The 14,099-nt window shown below is 64.9% G+C and carries 13 protein-coding genes; 4 read left to right on the plus strand and 9 right to left on the minus strand.

The window, feature by feature from the left end:
- Nucleotides 1-50: 50 nt before the first annotated feature.
- Complete coding sequence (locus tag G481_RS0103490) at nucleotides 51-338, minus strand: hypothetical protein (RefSeq protein WP_028028775.1); 288 nt, start codon at nucleotides 336-338, stop codon at nucleotides 51-53.
- A gap of 70 nt (nucleotides 339-408) precedes the next feature.
- Here G481_RS0103490 and G481_RS0103495 point away from each other — a divergent pair, with 70 nt between their 5' ends.
- Nucleotides 409-780, plus strand: coding sequence for a hypothetical protein (locus G481_RS0103495; RefSeq protein WP_028028776.1), 372 nt, complete (start codon nucleotides 409-411; stop codon nucleotides 778-780).
- A 93-nt stretch (nucleotides 781-873) separates the two neighbouring features.
- Here the strand turns inward: G481_RS0103495 and G481_RS0103500 are convergent, their stop codons facing one another.
- Together G481_RS0103500 and glyA are read right to left on the minus strand one after the other, a co-directional pair.
- Nucleotides 874-1,566 carry a class I SAM-dependent methyltransferase gene (locus tag G481_RS0103500; protein ID WP_028028777.1) on the minus strand — a complete coding sequence of 231 codons (693 nt, stop codon included), beginning with the start codon at nucleotides 1,564-1,566 and terminating at the stop codon, nucleotides 874-876.
- A gap of 74 nt (nucleotides 1,567-1,640) precedes the next feature.
- On the minus strand, nucleotides 1,641-2,930 hold the full coding sequence (gene glyA, locus G481_RS0103505) for a serine hydroxymethyltransferase (RefSeq protein ID WP_028028778.1): 1,290 nt from the start codon (nucleotides 2,928-2,930) through the stop codon (nucleotides 1,641-1,643).
- A 166-nt stretch (nucleotides 2,931-3,096) separates the two neighbouring features.
- Between glyA and G481_RS0103510 the strand changes: the two genes are divergently transcribed.
- A complete protein-coding gene (locus G481_RS0103510; protein WP_028028779.1) occupies nucleotides 3,097-3,858 on the plus strand; it encodes an NAD kinase in 762 nt (253 codons plus the stop codon).
- Here G481_RS0103510 and G481_RS0103515 read toward each other — a convergent pair.
- The 6 genes from G481_RS0103515 to cysQ form a co-directional block, all read right to left on the minus strand.
- Nucleotides 3,851-5,278 carry a nodulation protein NodH gene (locus tag G481_RS0103515; protein WP_028028780.1) on the minus strand — a complete coding sequence of 476 codons (1,428 nt, stop codon included), beginning with the start codon at nucleotides 5,276-5,278 and terminating at the stop codon, nucleotides 3,851-3,853. The two genes, G481_RS0103510 and G481_RS0103515, sit on opposite strands and share 8 nt — an antisense overlap.
- A 3-nt stretch (nucleotides 5,279-5,281) precedes the next feature.
- Nucleotides 5,282-6,979 carry a DUF5927 domain-containing protein gene (locus G481_RS0103520; RefSeq protein WP_028028781.1) on the minus strand — a complete coding sequence of 566 codons (1,698 nt, stop codon included), beginning with the start codon at nucleotides 6,977-6,979 and terminating at the stop codon, nucleotides 5,282-5,284.
- The gene (locus tag G481_RS0103525) at nucleotides 6,976-7,986 is read right to left on the minus strand and encodes a glycosyltransferase family 2 protein (protein WP_028028782.1); all 1,011 of its coding nucleotides are present in this window, start codon (nucleotides 7,984-7,986) and stop codon (nucleotides 6,976-6,978) included. The genes G481_RS0103520 and G481_RS0103525 overlap by 4 nt, the downstream gene beginning before the upstream one ends.
- A gap of 69 nt (nucleotides 7,987-8,055) precedes the next feature.
- Nucleotides 8,056-9,084 carry a glycosyltransferase family 2 protein gene (locus G481_RS0103530; protein ID WP_035025037.1) on the minus strand — a complete coding sequence of 343 codons (1,029 nt, stop codon included), beginning with the start codon at nucleotides 9,082-9,084 and terminating at the stop codon, nucleotides 8,056-8,058.
- Between the two features lie 46 nt (nucleotides 9,085-9,130).
- On the minus strand, nucleotides 9,131-10,021 hold the full coding sequence (galU, locus tag G481_RS0103535) for a UTP--glucose-1-phosphate uridylyltransferase GalU (protein ID WP_028028784.1): 891 nt from the start codon (nucleotides 10,019-10,021) through the stop codon (nucleotides 9,131-9,133).
- 209 nt (nucleotides 10,022-10,230) lie between these two features.
- A complete protein-coding gene (cysQ, locus tag G481_RS0103540; RefSeq protein WP_028028785.1) occupies nucleotides 10,231-11,022 on the minus strand; it encodes a 3'(2'),5'-bisphosphate nucleotidase CysQ in 792 nt (263 codons plus the stop codon).
- 132 nt (nucleotides 11,023-11,154) lie between these two features.
- Here cysQ and G481_RS0103545 point away from each other — a divergent pair, with 132 nt between their 5' ends.
- Nucleotides 11,155-11,976 carry an ABC transporter permease gene (locus G481_RS0103545; RefSeq protein ID WP_028028786.1) on the plus strand — a complete coding sequence of 274 codons (822 nt, stop codon included), beginning with the start codon at nucleotides 11,155-11,157 and terminating at the stop codon, nucleotides 11,974-11,976.
- A 164-nt stretch (nucleotides 11,977-12,140) separates the two neighbouring features.
- Nucleotides 12,141-14,048: a molecular chaperone DnaK gene (gene dnaK, locus G481_RS0103550; RefSeq protein ID WP_028028787.1), complete on the plus strand. Its 1,908-nt coding sequence runs from the start codon at nucleotides 12,141-12,143 to the stop codon at nucleotides 14,046-14,048.
- Nucleotides 14,049-14,099 lie beyond the last annotated feature (51 nt).

Raw genomic sequence — 14,099 nt, forward strand, 5'->3', positions numbered from 1 at the left:
GGATTGCACCAGATGTAGGGGGGCGGCGCGCCGGGGGCAATATCGGCCCCCTAGCGCCGCCGCCCCGGCACGCGCGAGATAAAGCCGGGCGGCCGCTTTGCCACCCATTCCGCGAATCGCGCCAGCCGGGGATGGGCGCGCAGGGCCTCGGGCGTCGCATAGGCGCGGGCAAGCTCGGCCTCGCTTAGGGTGGCATGGATTTCCTTGTGGCAGATGTGGTGCATCAGCACGACAGGCCCCCGCGCGCCGCCTTTCAGCTTCGGCACCAGATGGTGCAGCGATTGCGGCACCCCCTCGGGGATCGGGCGCAGACACAATGGGCAGATCGGATCGCTCATCCAAACCTCGGTGCGGCTTGAGCCATGCGCCGCGCCCCTGTAGGCTGCGCCAAAACCAAGGGGTCAGGCAATGGGTGTCACGACTGTCCAGCAGATGGCCGACCGGGTGGCCGAGCTGATGGAACAGCGGCTGAAGGTCGGCGGCACCGGCCTTGCCGCCAAGCTCAAGCGCGGAGGGCGCCGCCTGCCGCGCAAGGTGCGGCGCGAGGCGGAATATCTGGCCGGCGTCTCGGAACTTGCGCTGCACCCCAAGGTTCAGATGATGCTGGACGATGCCCGCATCGCGCAGGCCTATGATATCTGCATCCGCCACCTCAACCCGATCGGGGCAAGGGACCGTCTCATCGGCGGGCTGCTGGGCGTGACCGGCTCGATCGCCTTTGCGCTTCTGGTGGTCGGCGGCGGGCTGATCGCGGTGCTGGTCTGGCGCGGCTTCCTGTAATCTTTCGCCTTGATCCAAATATCCCGGGGGCAGGCACGCCCGCCCCACAGGCGCACCGGCGACAGGGGGCAGCGCCCCCACGCGGGTCGGCGATCACACGCGGCCCGTCAGCACCGCAAAGCGCCACAGCTTGAACGGGCAATCGACCTCGGCAAAGCCTGCCTCGTGCAGCCAGCCCAGTTGCGTGCCGACGGGCGCGCAGCGGTCGTGCCGCTGGCGGTCCAGCGAGGCGGCCAGCCCGGCATCATCCACCCCGCGCGCCTGCACATCGGCCTTCCAGAACCGCACATAGCGCGCCTCTTCGTCGGCACTGGGCGCGGCCACCTGCTCGGCATTGACGAACCGCCCGCCCGGCACCAGCGCCCTGGCGATCCGGGCATAGAGCGCGCGTTTGTCGGGGTCTTCCAGATGGTGGATCGCCAGCGCCGAAATCACCGCATCCCAGCCAGAGCCCAGATCCATCGTCACCAGATCGTCGACCGCAGTGCTGACCCGCGCATCCCCGGCAAAGCGCTTGCGCGCGCCGTCCAGCATTGCGGCCGAGGCATCGACCAGATGCAGCGCCGAGATGTTCAGCGTCTCCATCGCCATGCCGGAAAACAGGCCCGTCCCCGCCCCCAGATCCAGCACCCGCAGCGGACGGCCCTGTGCCTCGTCCGCGATCAGGCGCAGGCCGACGCCATAGAGCTCATCATAGCCGGGGATCAGCGGGCGGCGGTCCGCATCATAGACCTGGGCATATTTCGAAAATGTGCCGCTGGTTGCGGCCGTGGTGGTTTCGCTCATCAGACTCTCCAAAATGGAAACGGCGCGCGCAAGGTGCCCCCCGCGCGCGCCGCCTGTTCAGAATTCCGGTCGGCTTACAGCGTCGGGTAAAGCGGGAACCGCTTGCAAAGCGCCGAAACCTCGGCGCGGACCTTGGCCTCGACCTCGGCATTGCCGGCATCGCCATTGGCGGCCAGACCATCGACAACCTCGACGATCCAGCGGGCGATCTGGCGGAACTCGGCCTCGCCAAAGCCGCGGGTGGTGCCGGCCGGGCTGCCCAGACGGATCCCGCTGGTCACGAACGGCTTTTCCGGGTCGAACGGGATGCCGTTCTTGTTGCAGGTGATGTGGGCCCGCCCCAGCGCGGCCTCGGCCGCCTTGCCGGTCACCTTCTTGGGCCGCAGGTCGGCCAGGCACAGATGGTTGTCGGTGCCGCCCGACACGATGTCGATGCCGCCCTTCATCAGCTCGTCTGCCATGGCGGCGGCATTGGCCTTGACCTGGGCGGCATAGTCCTTGAACGCCGGGTCCAGCGCCTCGCCAAAGGCGACGGCCTTGGCGGCGATCACATGCATCAGCGGGCCGCCCTGCAGGCCGGGGAACACCGCCGAATTGATCTTTTTCGCGATGTCCTCGTCATTGGTCAGGATCATCCCGCCACGGGGCCCGCGCAGCGATTTGTGGGTGGTCGTGGTGCAGACATGGGCATGCGGAATGGGCGAGGGATGCACGCCGCCCGCGACCAGCCCCGCGATATGCGCCATGTCGACCATCAGATAGGCGCCCACCTCGTCCGCGATGGCGCGGAAGGCGGCCCAGTCCCACACGCGGCTATAGGCGGTGCCGCCGGCGACGATCAGCTTGGGCTTGTGCTCCAGCGCCTTGGCGCGGATGTCTTCCATGTCCAAGAGCTGGTCCTGCTGGCGCACGCCATAGCTGACCACGTTGAACCACTTGCCCGACATGTTCACCGGCGAGCCATGGGTCAGGTGCCCGCCCGAGTTCAGATCCAGCCCCATGAAGGTATCGCCCGGCTGCAGCAGCGCCAGGAAAACCGCCTGGTTCATCTGGCTGCCCGAATTCGGCTGGACGTTGGCAAACTTGCAGCCGAACAGCTGCTTCGCCCGCTCGATCGCCAGGGTTTCGGCGATGTCGACATACTGGCAGCCGCCGTAATAGCGCTTGCCCGGATAGCCTTCGGCGTATTTGTTCGTCAGCACCGACCCCTGGGCCTGCAACACCGCCAGCGAGACGATGTTTTCCGAGGCGATCAGCTCGATCTCCTCGCGCTGGCGACCGAGTTCCTTGGTGATCGCGTCGAACAGTGCGGCATCGCGGTCTGCGAGGGCCTGGGTGAAGAATCCGGTATCGCGGGCGGTCATGGCGTTCCCCTGATCTTGACGGCTGCGGGCTATCTATCCCGGTCCGGCGCAACAGGAAAGCAAGGAAAACGCACCACAGGGCGATTTGCGTGAATTCATGGTGCTGCGCCTTGCACCTGCGGCATGGCCCGCGCAGTATGCCCCTACCCAACGCCCGGAGGCCGCCTTGTCCCGCACCATCGCGTTCCGCGCCTCGCCTGCCGAACAGGCGCAGGCGGCCCTGGCTGCGCTGACGGCGCGGTATGGGCAGGTGCCGGACTATGCGGCCGATGTGATCGTGGCCTTGGGGGGCGACGGGTTCATGCTGGAAACGCTTCATGCGACGCAAAGCCTGAACCTGCCGGTCTATGGCATGAACTGCGGCACCATCGGCTTTCTGATGAACGCCTATGCCGAGGACGGGCTGGAATCGCGGCTGGATGCCGCGGTCGAAGAGGTGATCAACCCGCTGGCCATGAAGGCGACCACGACCGATGGCCGCACCGTTCAGGGGCTGGCGATCAACGAGGTGTCCTTGCTGCGGGCGGGGCCGCAGGCGGCCAAGCTGCGCATTCTGGTCGACGGGCGGGAACGCATGGCCGAACTGGTCTGCGATGGCGCCTTGCTGTGCACCCCGGCCGGATCCACCGCCTACAACTATTCGGCGCATGGGCCGATCCTGCCGATCGGGTCGGATGTGCTGGCGCTGACGGCGGTGGCGGCCTTTCGCCCGCGGCGCTGGCGGGGGGCGCTGCTGCCCAAGACCGCCGTGGTGCGGTTCGAAGTGCTGGAGGTCGCCAAGCGCCCCGTCATGGCCGATGCCGATGGCAAGTCGGTGCGCGATGTCGCCAGCGTCGAAATCCGCTCGGAACCCGCGATCCGTCACCGCATCCTGTTCGATCCCGGACATGGCCTGGAAGAGCGGCTGATTTCCGAGCAGTTCACCTGACGGGCGCAATCCAATCGTCAAACCCGAAGGCCAGATAGTCGCGGGCATAGGCCTCGCGCGCGGCGGCCTGATGGTCGGGGGTGACGATGGCGGACAGTGGATGGCCGGGCAAGGCTGGATCGTCGGGCAGGGCAGGGCAGGGCACCCCCACCTCGGCGGCCAGAAAGCCAAGACCCTCGGCCAGCCGATCCTCGCGCAGCAGGGCATCGGGCGGAAGCTGCGTCGAAAACCCCTGCACAACCGCCATCTGGCTGGCCCAGGATGCGTCGATCCGCACCGAGGTCTGCCCGGCCAGATTACCCCGCAGGAAGCCGAGGAACTTCAGGAACGCCTCGGCCTGCGCCTCGGGGGTCAGCTTGTGGAGCTTGTCGGGGGGCGGCAGGTCCAGCTTCCAGGCGCGTTTCAGCACGCCGCGCACCTCGCCGGCAGCGCCGGACAGGATGCGTTCGGCAAAGGCGGCATGGGCGCGGGCCAGCGGGTGGCGCAGCACGGTAAAGCTGCGCGCGCCGGGATTGGCCTTTTGCCACTGTTTCAGCGCCTTTTGGTTCATGCCTTCGGTCAGGCCGGGCGTGGTGCCCAGCCGGGACAGCCAAAGGCGCACCTGCGCCTCGGGCCCGCCCTTGATCGGCAGATACAGTAGCGGCGCCCCGCCGGCGGCGATGAAACTGGGCACGGCGGCCCCGCGGCGCGGTTCAAAATTCGGGGTGCGCGACAGGTTGAAACGGTCCAGCCGGGCCAGGCCCTGGGCCATTTCTGCCGGGTTCTCGACCAGATCTTCCAGCGGTTCGGGGTTCTGTTTCTTGACGCTGTCGTCCGGCGCCTCCAGCCGGCCCGCAACGCCCAGGAACGCCGCCAGCCCGTTCAGCACCGCCACATCGCCCACATCCTCATAGCCGATCCAGAAGGCCGATTGCCCGCTGGTCTGAAGGCTCCGCAGGATATGCAGCTGGAAATCCTGCAAGGCGGTCACATGGGCCTCGAACTCGATGGCGTCAAAGCGCGCGCGCCCTTCGCGCCGGCGGCGCGCATCGCCCAGCTTCCACTGGCCGGTGGCCTTGGCGATCTTCAGCGAGACATAGCTTTCCAGTGGATTGCGCGTCAGCACCACCTTGGCGCAGCGCGGATCGGCCAGCATCCGGGCCAGCACCCGCGGGTCATGGTCGTGGAAAAAGCGAAAGCCCGACAGCCCGTCGGTCGCCGCCTCCATCGCGCGCAGCAGCGCGAAGGGGTCATCCTCGCGCATCTCCAGGCTGATGCCCAGATAGTCGAGGCAATCCTTCTTGCCGATGAAATGCGGGTTGAACGCTTCGCCATGACAGGTCACGCCAGGCAGGGCGTTGAGGTTCGCTTCGAGAAAGTTCGATCCCGTGCGCATGTCGGCCAGCACGATGAAACGGTCGAAGGGCCGGGCAGGGGGCATGTCTTATTTCACCAGATAGGGGCGCGCGCGGCGGTTGGTGGCAGGTGCCGGATCCTCGCCAAGCGGGATGTCGCCGACCAGCGTGGGCTGCATCCCCTGATTGCGCAGATCCTGAATGAAGCGGCCAAAGCCGGTCAGATCGGCAAGCCGTGGCGCCTCGGCCAGACGGCGCAGGGCGTTGGGGCTGATTTCATCCACGATGGTCTGCAAGGGCTCCATCGGGTTTTCCAGAAATTCGGCCAGGTTCCAGATGCGCACCCGCGCCTTGGCGTGATGGCTGCGCAAGATGGCGATATGGTCGGATTCGATCTTCTGAAGCCGCGCCGCCTCGCGCCGCAGGTCCGAGAACTCGCCCTTGGCGCGGAACACCCGCACCGCCCAGGCCCCGGTGATGACCGAGATCTGCGCGTTCGGATCCATTGTCATGAACCAGCTGATGTCCTGGTTATCGCGCGGGCCGAACTGAAAGCACTGACGTTCCCCGCGCGTGTTCCAGATCAGCGAGGTCAGGAACAGCCGCGGATCATAGTCGCGCAAGGCGGCACTGTCCGACAGGCAGCCGTTATAGATCGTCTCGCCCCCGGCGAAATGCACGCGGTCGGGCGCAAACAGATGGCCATGCACCCGCCCGCCGATGGTTTTCGACAGCCAGCTGTCGAAATCCTCGAACAGGTCGGCAAAGCCTTCGAACACCGAATAGGGCTGCGCGGTGCGGCCGTTTTCCCAGCCATCGCGCGGAAAGCGGCTTTGCATGTAAAGCCCCGCCCGCCCGCGCACGCGCCGTTCCGTCGCCTTGGAAAACAGCCGGTCGATCTTGCCGGGGCTTGGCTCGGCTCGCGGCTGGTCGGCAAGGGCGCCGGACAGGAATTCGCGGTAAAGCCGGTTCGCCTGGGGCCAGATCTTGCGCGCGACAAAGCAGTCCGACCGGCGCAGCAGTTGCAGGTGATCGTCATAGAAGATGTGCGGCTTGCCCTGATGGTCGAATTTGGACAGCGTCAGCGAGCGGCTTTCCACCCGGGTGGAATGCACGCGCACAAGGGTCTGGAAATAGCTTTCATCTGGGATCCAAACGCGGCGGAAATAGCGATCGTTCCGCGCGCGGTTCGGATCGTTCACGATGGCCGACAGGGTGGCGCGGGTCAGGCACCACCACTGGCTGCCCAGATGCGGCACCAGCCCGGCCGGGATGCGCCGGCGAATCCCCAGCCGGCGTTGCAGATCGACGAAACGGTCGAACAGCCAGCGATGCTTGCGCCAGCTGAACGGAAAGCTCAGCGTGAACCTTTCGCGGTCCAGCCCGCCGACCGTCCAGCCGACATCGGCGGTGGTCACGCTTTCGATGAAGTCGGTGCGCGGGCGATCGGCCAGATAGGCCTGCAATTCGTCCACCGGGCGCAGCGGCAGGCACGAACCCGACGCAAGATAGACGTTCTGCACCTGGGGAAATTCGGCCAGCATGGTTTCCGAGGCATCCAGCGTGGCCGCCACCAGCCCCCAGCTGCCCCATTCGCACGGGTGACGGCGCGAGAACCGCACATCGGCCACATCGGCCAGATCGCGCACCAGCTTGTCATGGGCCCGCGCGCTGACCCGGCTGTCGACATGGATCACCACTGGGCAGCCTGCCTCGGCCCAATACCGCGCCACTTGCGCGGCACGGTGCAGCGCGGTGTGACAGAGCATGATGAAGCCAAGACTCATGCCCAGTTCCCCTTGGACATCAGCCCCAGGATTTCAAGCTGACGCCAGTTGATGTATTTCTCGGACCATTTGCACCACATGTCGGGTTGGGCCTGCAACCCGTTGCGATAGGCGGCATATTCGGCGCTGCCAGCATAGTGTTCGCGCCGCTGCATTTCCTCTTCGGCCTTGAGGGTCATGGTGTCGAGGAACTTGGCGTGCAGCAGGCAGCCGCTGGCCTTTTCGCCGCCCCAGTCATCATGCGTCAGGTTCAGCCCGCGCGGCAGCAGCATATGGGTCGAGCTGACATAGGTATAGCTGCGATGCCAGCGCACCAGCGGGATCTTGTTCAGCGCCGGGGCCTTTTCCGGGGTGGCGGCAAAGAAGGTCCGGGCGCGCGGGCCGCCCTGAATCCACAGGTTGCCCAGCCGGGGGTTGCGCTTGATCGTGTAATTGCCGCTGTCGAACCAGCAGGCGATCTCGAACGGATCCTGGCCTTCGTGATAGGGCTGTTCGTCGATCCGGCCCTTGGGATACATGTCCAGCATCATCGCCGCAAAGGCCCGGATCGACGAGGCATCCAGCCAGTCGGTCAGCGCGCGCAGGGGCCGCGTGTCGCAAAACGGATAGACCAGAAATTCATCGGGATCGACCGTCAGGCACCAGTGGCCATGCCCATACCGGCGCAACAGCCAGTTCTGCCAGTCCAGCCCGAAGCGGGCGCGCTTGTAGCTGGCGGTCGTCGTCCAGACCGACGCATCGGGCTGGTCGGCCAGCCATTCGCGTGACCCGTCGTCTGATCCATTGTCGATGACCAGAAAGTGGTTCACGCCCAGCTTGCGGTAGTACTCGAAGAAATAGGGCAGCCGCACCCGTTCGTTGCGCAGGCAGACACAGGCCAGGATGTCGGGGCGCCGGATTGCTGCGGTGCGGTCCTGCACGGGCGTCAGCTCGCGCCGGCGCCACAGCGCCCGAAGCCGCCATCGCCTGCGTTGCAGGCGCATCCGGTAGGAACCGATCAGGCCCAAGCCACACTCCCAAAGCTGCCCGCAACGGGCTGCGTTTCACATATTAACGCAGGCACTGGTGGCCTGTGTTCAGACCCAGCCCCCGCGCGACATCAGGCCAAGCGCCTCTAGATGCCGCCACCCTTGATAGCGCGCCGATCCCGGGCACCACAAGTCAGGCGCCTGCGCCAGCGCGTCGTAGTAGCCGTCATACAACGCACTATTGGCAAAATGTTGGCGGCGGGCCTTCTCTTCGACGGACTTTGCGACGATGGTATTAAGAAATTTCGTATGCAGCAGAACGCCGGACAGCCGCTCGCCCCCGTCGGTGGCATAGGTTTCATTCAGGCTGCGCGGCAACAGCGTGTGGGTCGAGCTGACATAGGCATACCGCCAGTGCCATTTCACCAACGGCACCTTGCCCAGCGTCGGGGCCCGGCGCGGATCGGCCGCGAAGAAGTGGCGCGCGCGGGGGCCGCCTTGCACCCACAGATTGCCCAGCAGCGGCTGGCGACGCATCACATAATTACCCGAATCGAACCATGGCATGACCGTGGCCGGATCGTCGCCCGGCTGGTGCGGCGCCGAATCGACCGGACCTTGCGGATACAGATCCAGCATCAGCGCGCCCATGGCCGGCAACCCGCGGTCTTCCATCCAGCCAGTCAGCGCGGGCAGGGGGCGGGTCTCCCAATGGGGATAGATCAGCAGCTCGTCGGCATCGACTGTCAGGGTCCAGTGATCATGGCCATAGCGCAGCAGCAGCCAGTTCATCCAGTCCATGCCAAAGCGCGACTGCTTGTAGCCATGGCGGGTGAACCACAGCGACACATCGGGCTGCCCGGCCAGCAAGGCCGCCGTGCCATCGGTGCTGTCGTTGTCGACGATCAGAAAATGCGCGACCCCCAGCCGGCGATAGTGGTCGAGGAAATGCGGCAGCCGCTGATCCTCGTTCCGCATCGTGGCAAACAGCAAGATGTCGCCCCGCCGGATCGCGGTGGTGCGGTTGGCCAGACAGCGCAACTGACGGCGCCTGCGGATGGCCCGCATAAGAAGATAGCGCCTGCGATGCCGCAGGCGCCAGGCATCCCACAGACGGGACAGACCCGACGCGGACATGTGCTGCGCGGGGGCAGCCGGTGTCCGCGGCGGGGACATGGCGCGTTTACTGCGCCGCTTTGGGCAGCGCGACCATGTGGGTCAGGAAATCGGACAGCTCGTCACGCAGTTCGGGCCGTGCCAGACCAAAGGCAACCGTCGCCTGCAGGAAGCCCGCCTTCGATCCGCAGTCATAGCGCTGGCCACGGAAGCGGAAGCCATTCACGTTGCCGGCCTCGGTTTCCTCGGCGATGGCGTCGGTCAACTGGATTTCCCCGCCCGCACCCTGCTTGAGCCGGTTGAGGTTCTGCAGGACCTTCGGCGTCAGGATATAGCGCCCGATCACCGCAAGGTTCGAAGGCGCCGTGCCCTGGGCGGGTTTTTCCACCATGCCCTTGACGCGAACCACCGAGCCCATGTCTTCGGCCACGTCCAGAACGCCGTAGGACGATGCCTTGTCGGGGGCGACTTCCATGGCGGCAACCATGTTGCCACCGATTTCCTCATACGCCTCGACCATCTGTTGCAGGCAGGGCTTTTCGGCGGCGATCACGTCATCGGGCAGCAGAACGGCAAAGGGTTCGGCACCGATCAGCCGGCGGGCACACCACACGGCATGGCCCAGACCCTGCGGGCGGTTCTGCCGGACATAGGCGATGGCGCCCGAATCCATGTTCGTGCTGCGCAGCTCTTCCAGCAGGTCAGTCTTGCCCTTTTTCTTCAGGGCGTTCTCCAGCTCGGGCGCATCGTCGAAGTAATCCTCGAGCGCGGATTTGCCGCGAGAGGTCACGAAAATGAATTCCTTGATGCCCGCTGCCCGGGCCTCGTCGATGGCGTATTGAATCAACGGTCGGTCCACCAAAGTCATGATCTCTTTCGGGATCGACTTGGTGGCGGGCAGGAAGCGGGTACCAAGCCCGGCTACCGGAAACACCGCCTTCGTGACCTTTTTCTTCATCTCAAATGGTCCTCGGTTTCTTGACCTATACCTTCGGGGCATGTCTCACCGGGCTCTGACGACCCGCACCCTCCAGACCATGAAATTCTGGCGGAAATGAGACTGTGCCCTGACAGGCCGTGAAAACAGATCTAGCCAGTCGGCCGCGATGCAGCAATAGCCCGTGTGATCCGGAAATTGCTGCAATGCGGCGACGGGCGGAATGATGCCTATTTCAGCACAACGCCCGGCGCGTAGGCAATGAAGAACGGGTTGTCCCAGCCCGTCTTGCCATAGGCCAGCGGGCTGTGGTCGTCGAATCGCACGACCGAACCGCCTGCGCCGCGCAGGACCGCATCGCCGGCGGCGGTGTCCCATTCCATGGTGCGGCCAAGTCGGGGGTAAAGATCGGCCTCGCCCGTGGCGACAAGGCAGAACTTCAGGCTGGACCCGGCGCTGGTCATGTCCTTCACGGAATATTTCGCGATGTAATCATCGGTCGCCTGGTCGCGGTGCGATTTCGAGGCCACCACCATCAGCGCGCCATTGTCGGGGCTCGAGACCCGCAGCGCCGACACCGGGCCGGGCGCGTCCTTGGCGAAGGCGCCGGTTTCCTCGACGGCGGTGCCATCGGCGATGGTGTAGAACAGCCGGTTCTTGGCCGGGGCATAGACCACCCCGCGCAGCGGCACACCGTCCTGCACATAGGCAATGTTCACGGTGAAATCGCCGCGGCGCTGCACGAATTCCTTGGTGCCGTCCAGCGGATCGACGATCAGGAAGGTGCTCGCGCTCAGGGCGTGGCTGGCGGCCTGTTCTTCGGTGATCAGCGTCACGTCCGGAAAGGCTGCGCGCAACCCGGCCGAGATCAGCGCATCGGCGGCCTCGTCGGCGGCGGTCACCGGGCTGGAATCGGACTTGGAGCGCACGTCGAAATCGGGCGAATCATAAATCTCCATGATGGCATCACCCGCCTCGAGCGCGAGGCGCCGCATGACCGAAACCAGCTTGTCGAAATCCATCCTGTCGCTTCCCTGCGTAAAAACTCTGCCTTCATCATGCCGCAAAGCGGCCCTAGGGTTATGACCCGTGATAAACGGATCGGCAAGTTGTCGCGGCAAGAATGCCGGGCAGGCGATGGATGCGGAGAAGCCATGTTCCAGATCGAAAAGCGCAGGACACGCGCAAGCGGTGCGTTCGAACTGCTGGAGCTGATCTTTCACGCCACGGTGCGCAACGTGCGCAAGGGGCATGGCAACGCCGTGCTGGGCCTGCTGATCAACATCTTCCAGACCGTGCTGATGGTCGCGGTGTTCTACATCATGTTCGATCTGCTGAACCTGCGGCGCATGTCGATCCGGGGCGATTTCCTGCTGTATGTCATGTCGGGGGTGTTCCTGTTCATGACGCATACCAAGACGGTCGGCGCCGTCTCGGGGGCCGAGGGGCCGACCTCGCCCATGATGAAGCACGCGCCGATGAACACGATCGTCGCGATCGCCTCGGCGGCGCTGTCGGCGCTGTATCTGCAAATCCTGTCGGCCTCGCTGGTGCTGTATTTCTACCATGCGGCCGTGACGCCGCTTTACATCTTCAACCCGGTCGGACTGCTTGGGGTGCTGATGCTGACCTGGCTGTCGGGGGTGGCGGTCGGCATGGTGTTCCTGGCCGCGCGGCCCTGGGCGCCGGATGTGGTCGGGGTGCTGACCATGATCTATCAGCGGATGAACATGGTGGCCTCGGGAAAGATGTTCGTCGTCAACATGTTGCCGGGCTGGATGATCGCGCTGTTCGACTGGAACCCGCTGTTCCACTGCATCGACCAGGCGCGGGGCGAGATGTTTTTGAACTACACCCCGCATTACACCACGCTGACCTATCCGCTTTATGTGTCGCTGGCCTGCCTGATGGTCGGGCTGATGGGCGAATTTTACACCCGCCGCCATGCCTCGGTCAGCTGGGGCGCGGGACGCTGAGGTCGTGAAAATCACACGGGCGTGACACTTGCAGGCCCCATGGCCCCCCCATATATACCCCTCGGAAAGGGAACGGGGGCTAGCCTCGGTTCCCGGAACACTGGGATCGGGGCTGGGCGCCGCAACGGGCTCTGCCCCAGCACATCGCCTGAAGAGGAATGAATATGGCCAAAGTCATCGGGATCGACCTCGGCACCACCAACAGCTGCGTCGCCATCATGGATGGGTCGCAGCCGCGTGTGATCGAGAACTCCGAAGGGGCGCGCACCACGCCCTCGATCGTCGCGTTCACGGAAAACGAACGCCTGGTCGGCCAGCCCGCCAAGCGGCAGGCCGTGACCAACCCCACCAACACCGTCTTTGCCGTCAAGCGCCTGATCGGCCGTCGGACCACCGACCCGGCCGTCGCCAAGGACAAGAAGCTGGTGCCCTATGCCATCGTTGATGGTGGCAATGGCGACGCCTGGGTCGAAGTGCGGGGCGACAAGTTCAGCCCGGCGCAGATCTCGGCCGTGATCCTTCAGAAGATGAAGGAAACCGCCGAAAGCTATCTGGGTGAAACGGTGACGCAAGCCGTCATCACCGTTCCCGCCTATTTCAACGACGCTCAGCGTCAGGCCACCAAGGACGCCGGCAAGATCGCCGGCCTTGAAGTGCTGCGCATCATCAACGAGCCGACGGCCGCCGCGCTGGCCTATGGGCTCGACAAGAAGGAATCGAAGACCATCGCCGTCTACGACCTTGGCGGCGGCACCTTCGACATCACCATCCTGGAAATCGACGACGGCCTGTTCGAGGTGAAATCGACCAACGGGGACACGTTCCTTGGCGGTGAAGATTTCGACATGCGCATCGTGCAGTATCTGGCCGACGAGTTCAAAAAGGAACACGGCGTCGATCTGTCGCTGGACAAGATGGCCCTGCAACGCCTGAAAGAGGCGGCGGAAAAGGCCAAGATCGAACTGTCGTCCAGCCAGCAGACCGAGATCAACCAGCCGTTCATCAGCATGGATCGCAACACCGGGCAGCCGCTGCACCTGGTGATGAAGCTGACCCGGTCGAAGCTGGAATCGCTGGTCGATGATCTGATCAAGGCCTCGATGAAGCCCTGCGCCGCCGCGCTGAAAGACGCCGGCCTGTCGAAAGGCGACATCGACGAGGTGGTTCTGGTCGGCGGCATGACCCGGATGCCGAAAGTGGTCGAGGAAGTGACCAAATTCTTCGGCAAGGAGCCGCACAAGGGCGTGAACCCCGATGAGGTGGTGGCGCTGGGTGCCGCGATCCAGGCCGGTGTTCTGCAAGGTGACGTCAAGGATGTGGTCCTGCTGGACGTGACCCCGCTCAGCCTGGGCATCGAGACGCTGGGCGGCGTGTTCACCCGCCTGATCGACCGCAACACCACGATCCCGACCAAGAAATCGCAGGTCTTCTCGACCGCCGAGGACAATCAGAACGCGGTGACCATCCGCGTGTTCCAGGGCGAGCGGGAAATGGCGGCCGACAACAAGCTGCTGGGCCAGTTCAATCTGGAAAACATCCCCCCGGCGCCGCGCGGCATGCCGCAGATCGAGGTGACCTTCGACATCGACGCCAACGGCATCGTGTCGGTTTCGGCCAAGGACAAGGGCACCAACAAGGAGCAGCGGATCACGATCCAGGCTTCGGGCGGTCTGACCGATGCCGAGATCGAACAGATGGTCCGCGACGCCGAGGCGAATGCCGAAGCCGACAAGGCCCGCAAGGATCTGGTCGAGGCGAAGAACCAGGGCGAAAGCCTGCTGCACTCGACCAAGAAGTCGCTGGCCGAGCATTCCGACAAGGTGGACCCCTCGACGGTCGAGGCGATCGAATTCGCCATGTCGCCGCTGGAAGACGCCCTTGCCGGGGAGGATGCCGGCAAGATCCGTGGCGCGATCCAGAACCTGACCGAAGCTGCGATGAAGCTGGGTGAGGCGATCTACAAGGCGCAGGCGGCCGAAGCCGATGAAGGTGCCGCGCCGCGCGAGGCCGGTGACGACGATATCGTCGATGCCGACTTCGAGGATCTGGGTGACGACCGCAAGCGCCGCTGAGGCAATCTGGGCAAGGCGGGGGCGGTCCTGAAAGGGACCGCCCTATTGCCT

The sequence above is a fragment of the Gemmobacter nectariphilus DSM 15620 genome, from assembly GCF_000429765.1.
GTDB classification, from domain to species: Bacteria; Pseudomonadota; Alphaproteobacteria; order Rhodobacterales; family Rhodobacteraceae; genus Wagnerdoeblera; species Wagnerdoeblera nectariphila.

What these genes read in the sequence shown, in the direction of transcription:
- G481_RS0103495 (WP_028028776.1), top strand. Translation starts at nt 409, where the DNA reads ATGGGTGTCACGACTGTCCAGCAGATGGCCGACCGGGTGGCCGAGCTG.
- galU (WP_028028784.1), bottom strand. Translation starts at nt 10,021, where the DNA reads ATGAAGAAAAAGGTCACGAAGGCGGTGTTTCCGGTAGCCGGGCTTGGT.
- G481_RS0103515 (WP_028028780.1), bottom strand. Translation starts at nt 5,278, where the DNA reads ATGCCCCCTGCCCGGCCCTTCGACCGTTTCATCGTGCTGGCCGACATG.
- dnaK (WP_028028787.1), top strand. Translation starts at nt 12,141, where the DNA reads ATGGCCAAAGTCATCGGGATCGACCTCGGCACCACCAACAGCTGCGTC.
- glyA (WP_028028778.1), bottom strand. Translation starts at nt 2,930, where the DNA reads ATGACCGCCCGCGATACCGGATTCTTCACCCAGGCCCTCGCAGACCGC.
- G481_RS0103520 (WP_028028781.1), bottom strand. Translation starts at nt 6,979, where the DNA reads ATGAGTCTTGGCTTCATCATGCTCTGTCACACCGCGCTGCACCGTGCC.
- G481_RS0103530 (WP_035025037.1), bottom strand. Translation starts at nt 9,084, where the DNA reads ATGTCCGCGTCGGGTCTGTCCCGTCTGTGGGATGCCTGGCGCCTGCGG.
- G481_RS0103545 (WP_028028786.1), top strand. Translation starts at nt 11,155, where the DNA reads ATGTTCCAGATCGAAAAGCGCAGGACACGCGCAAGCGGTGCGTTCGAA.
- cysQ (WP_028028785.1), bottom strand. Translation starts at nt 11,022, where the DNA reads ATGGATTTCGACAAGCTGGTTTCGGTCATGCGGCGCCTCGCGCTCGAG.
- G481_RS0103500 (WP_028028777.1), bottom strand. Translation starts at nt 1,566, where the DNA reads ATGAGCGAAACCACCACGGCCGCAACCAGCGGCACATTTTCGAAATAT.
- G481_RS0103490 (WP_028028775.1), bottom strand. Translation starts at nt 338, where the DNA reads ATGAGCGATCCGATCTGCCCATTGTGTCTGCGCCCGATCCCCGAGGGG.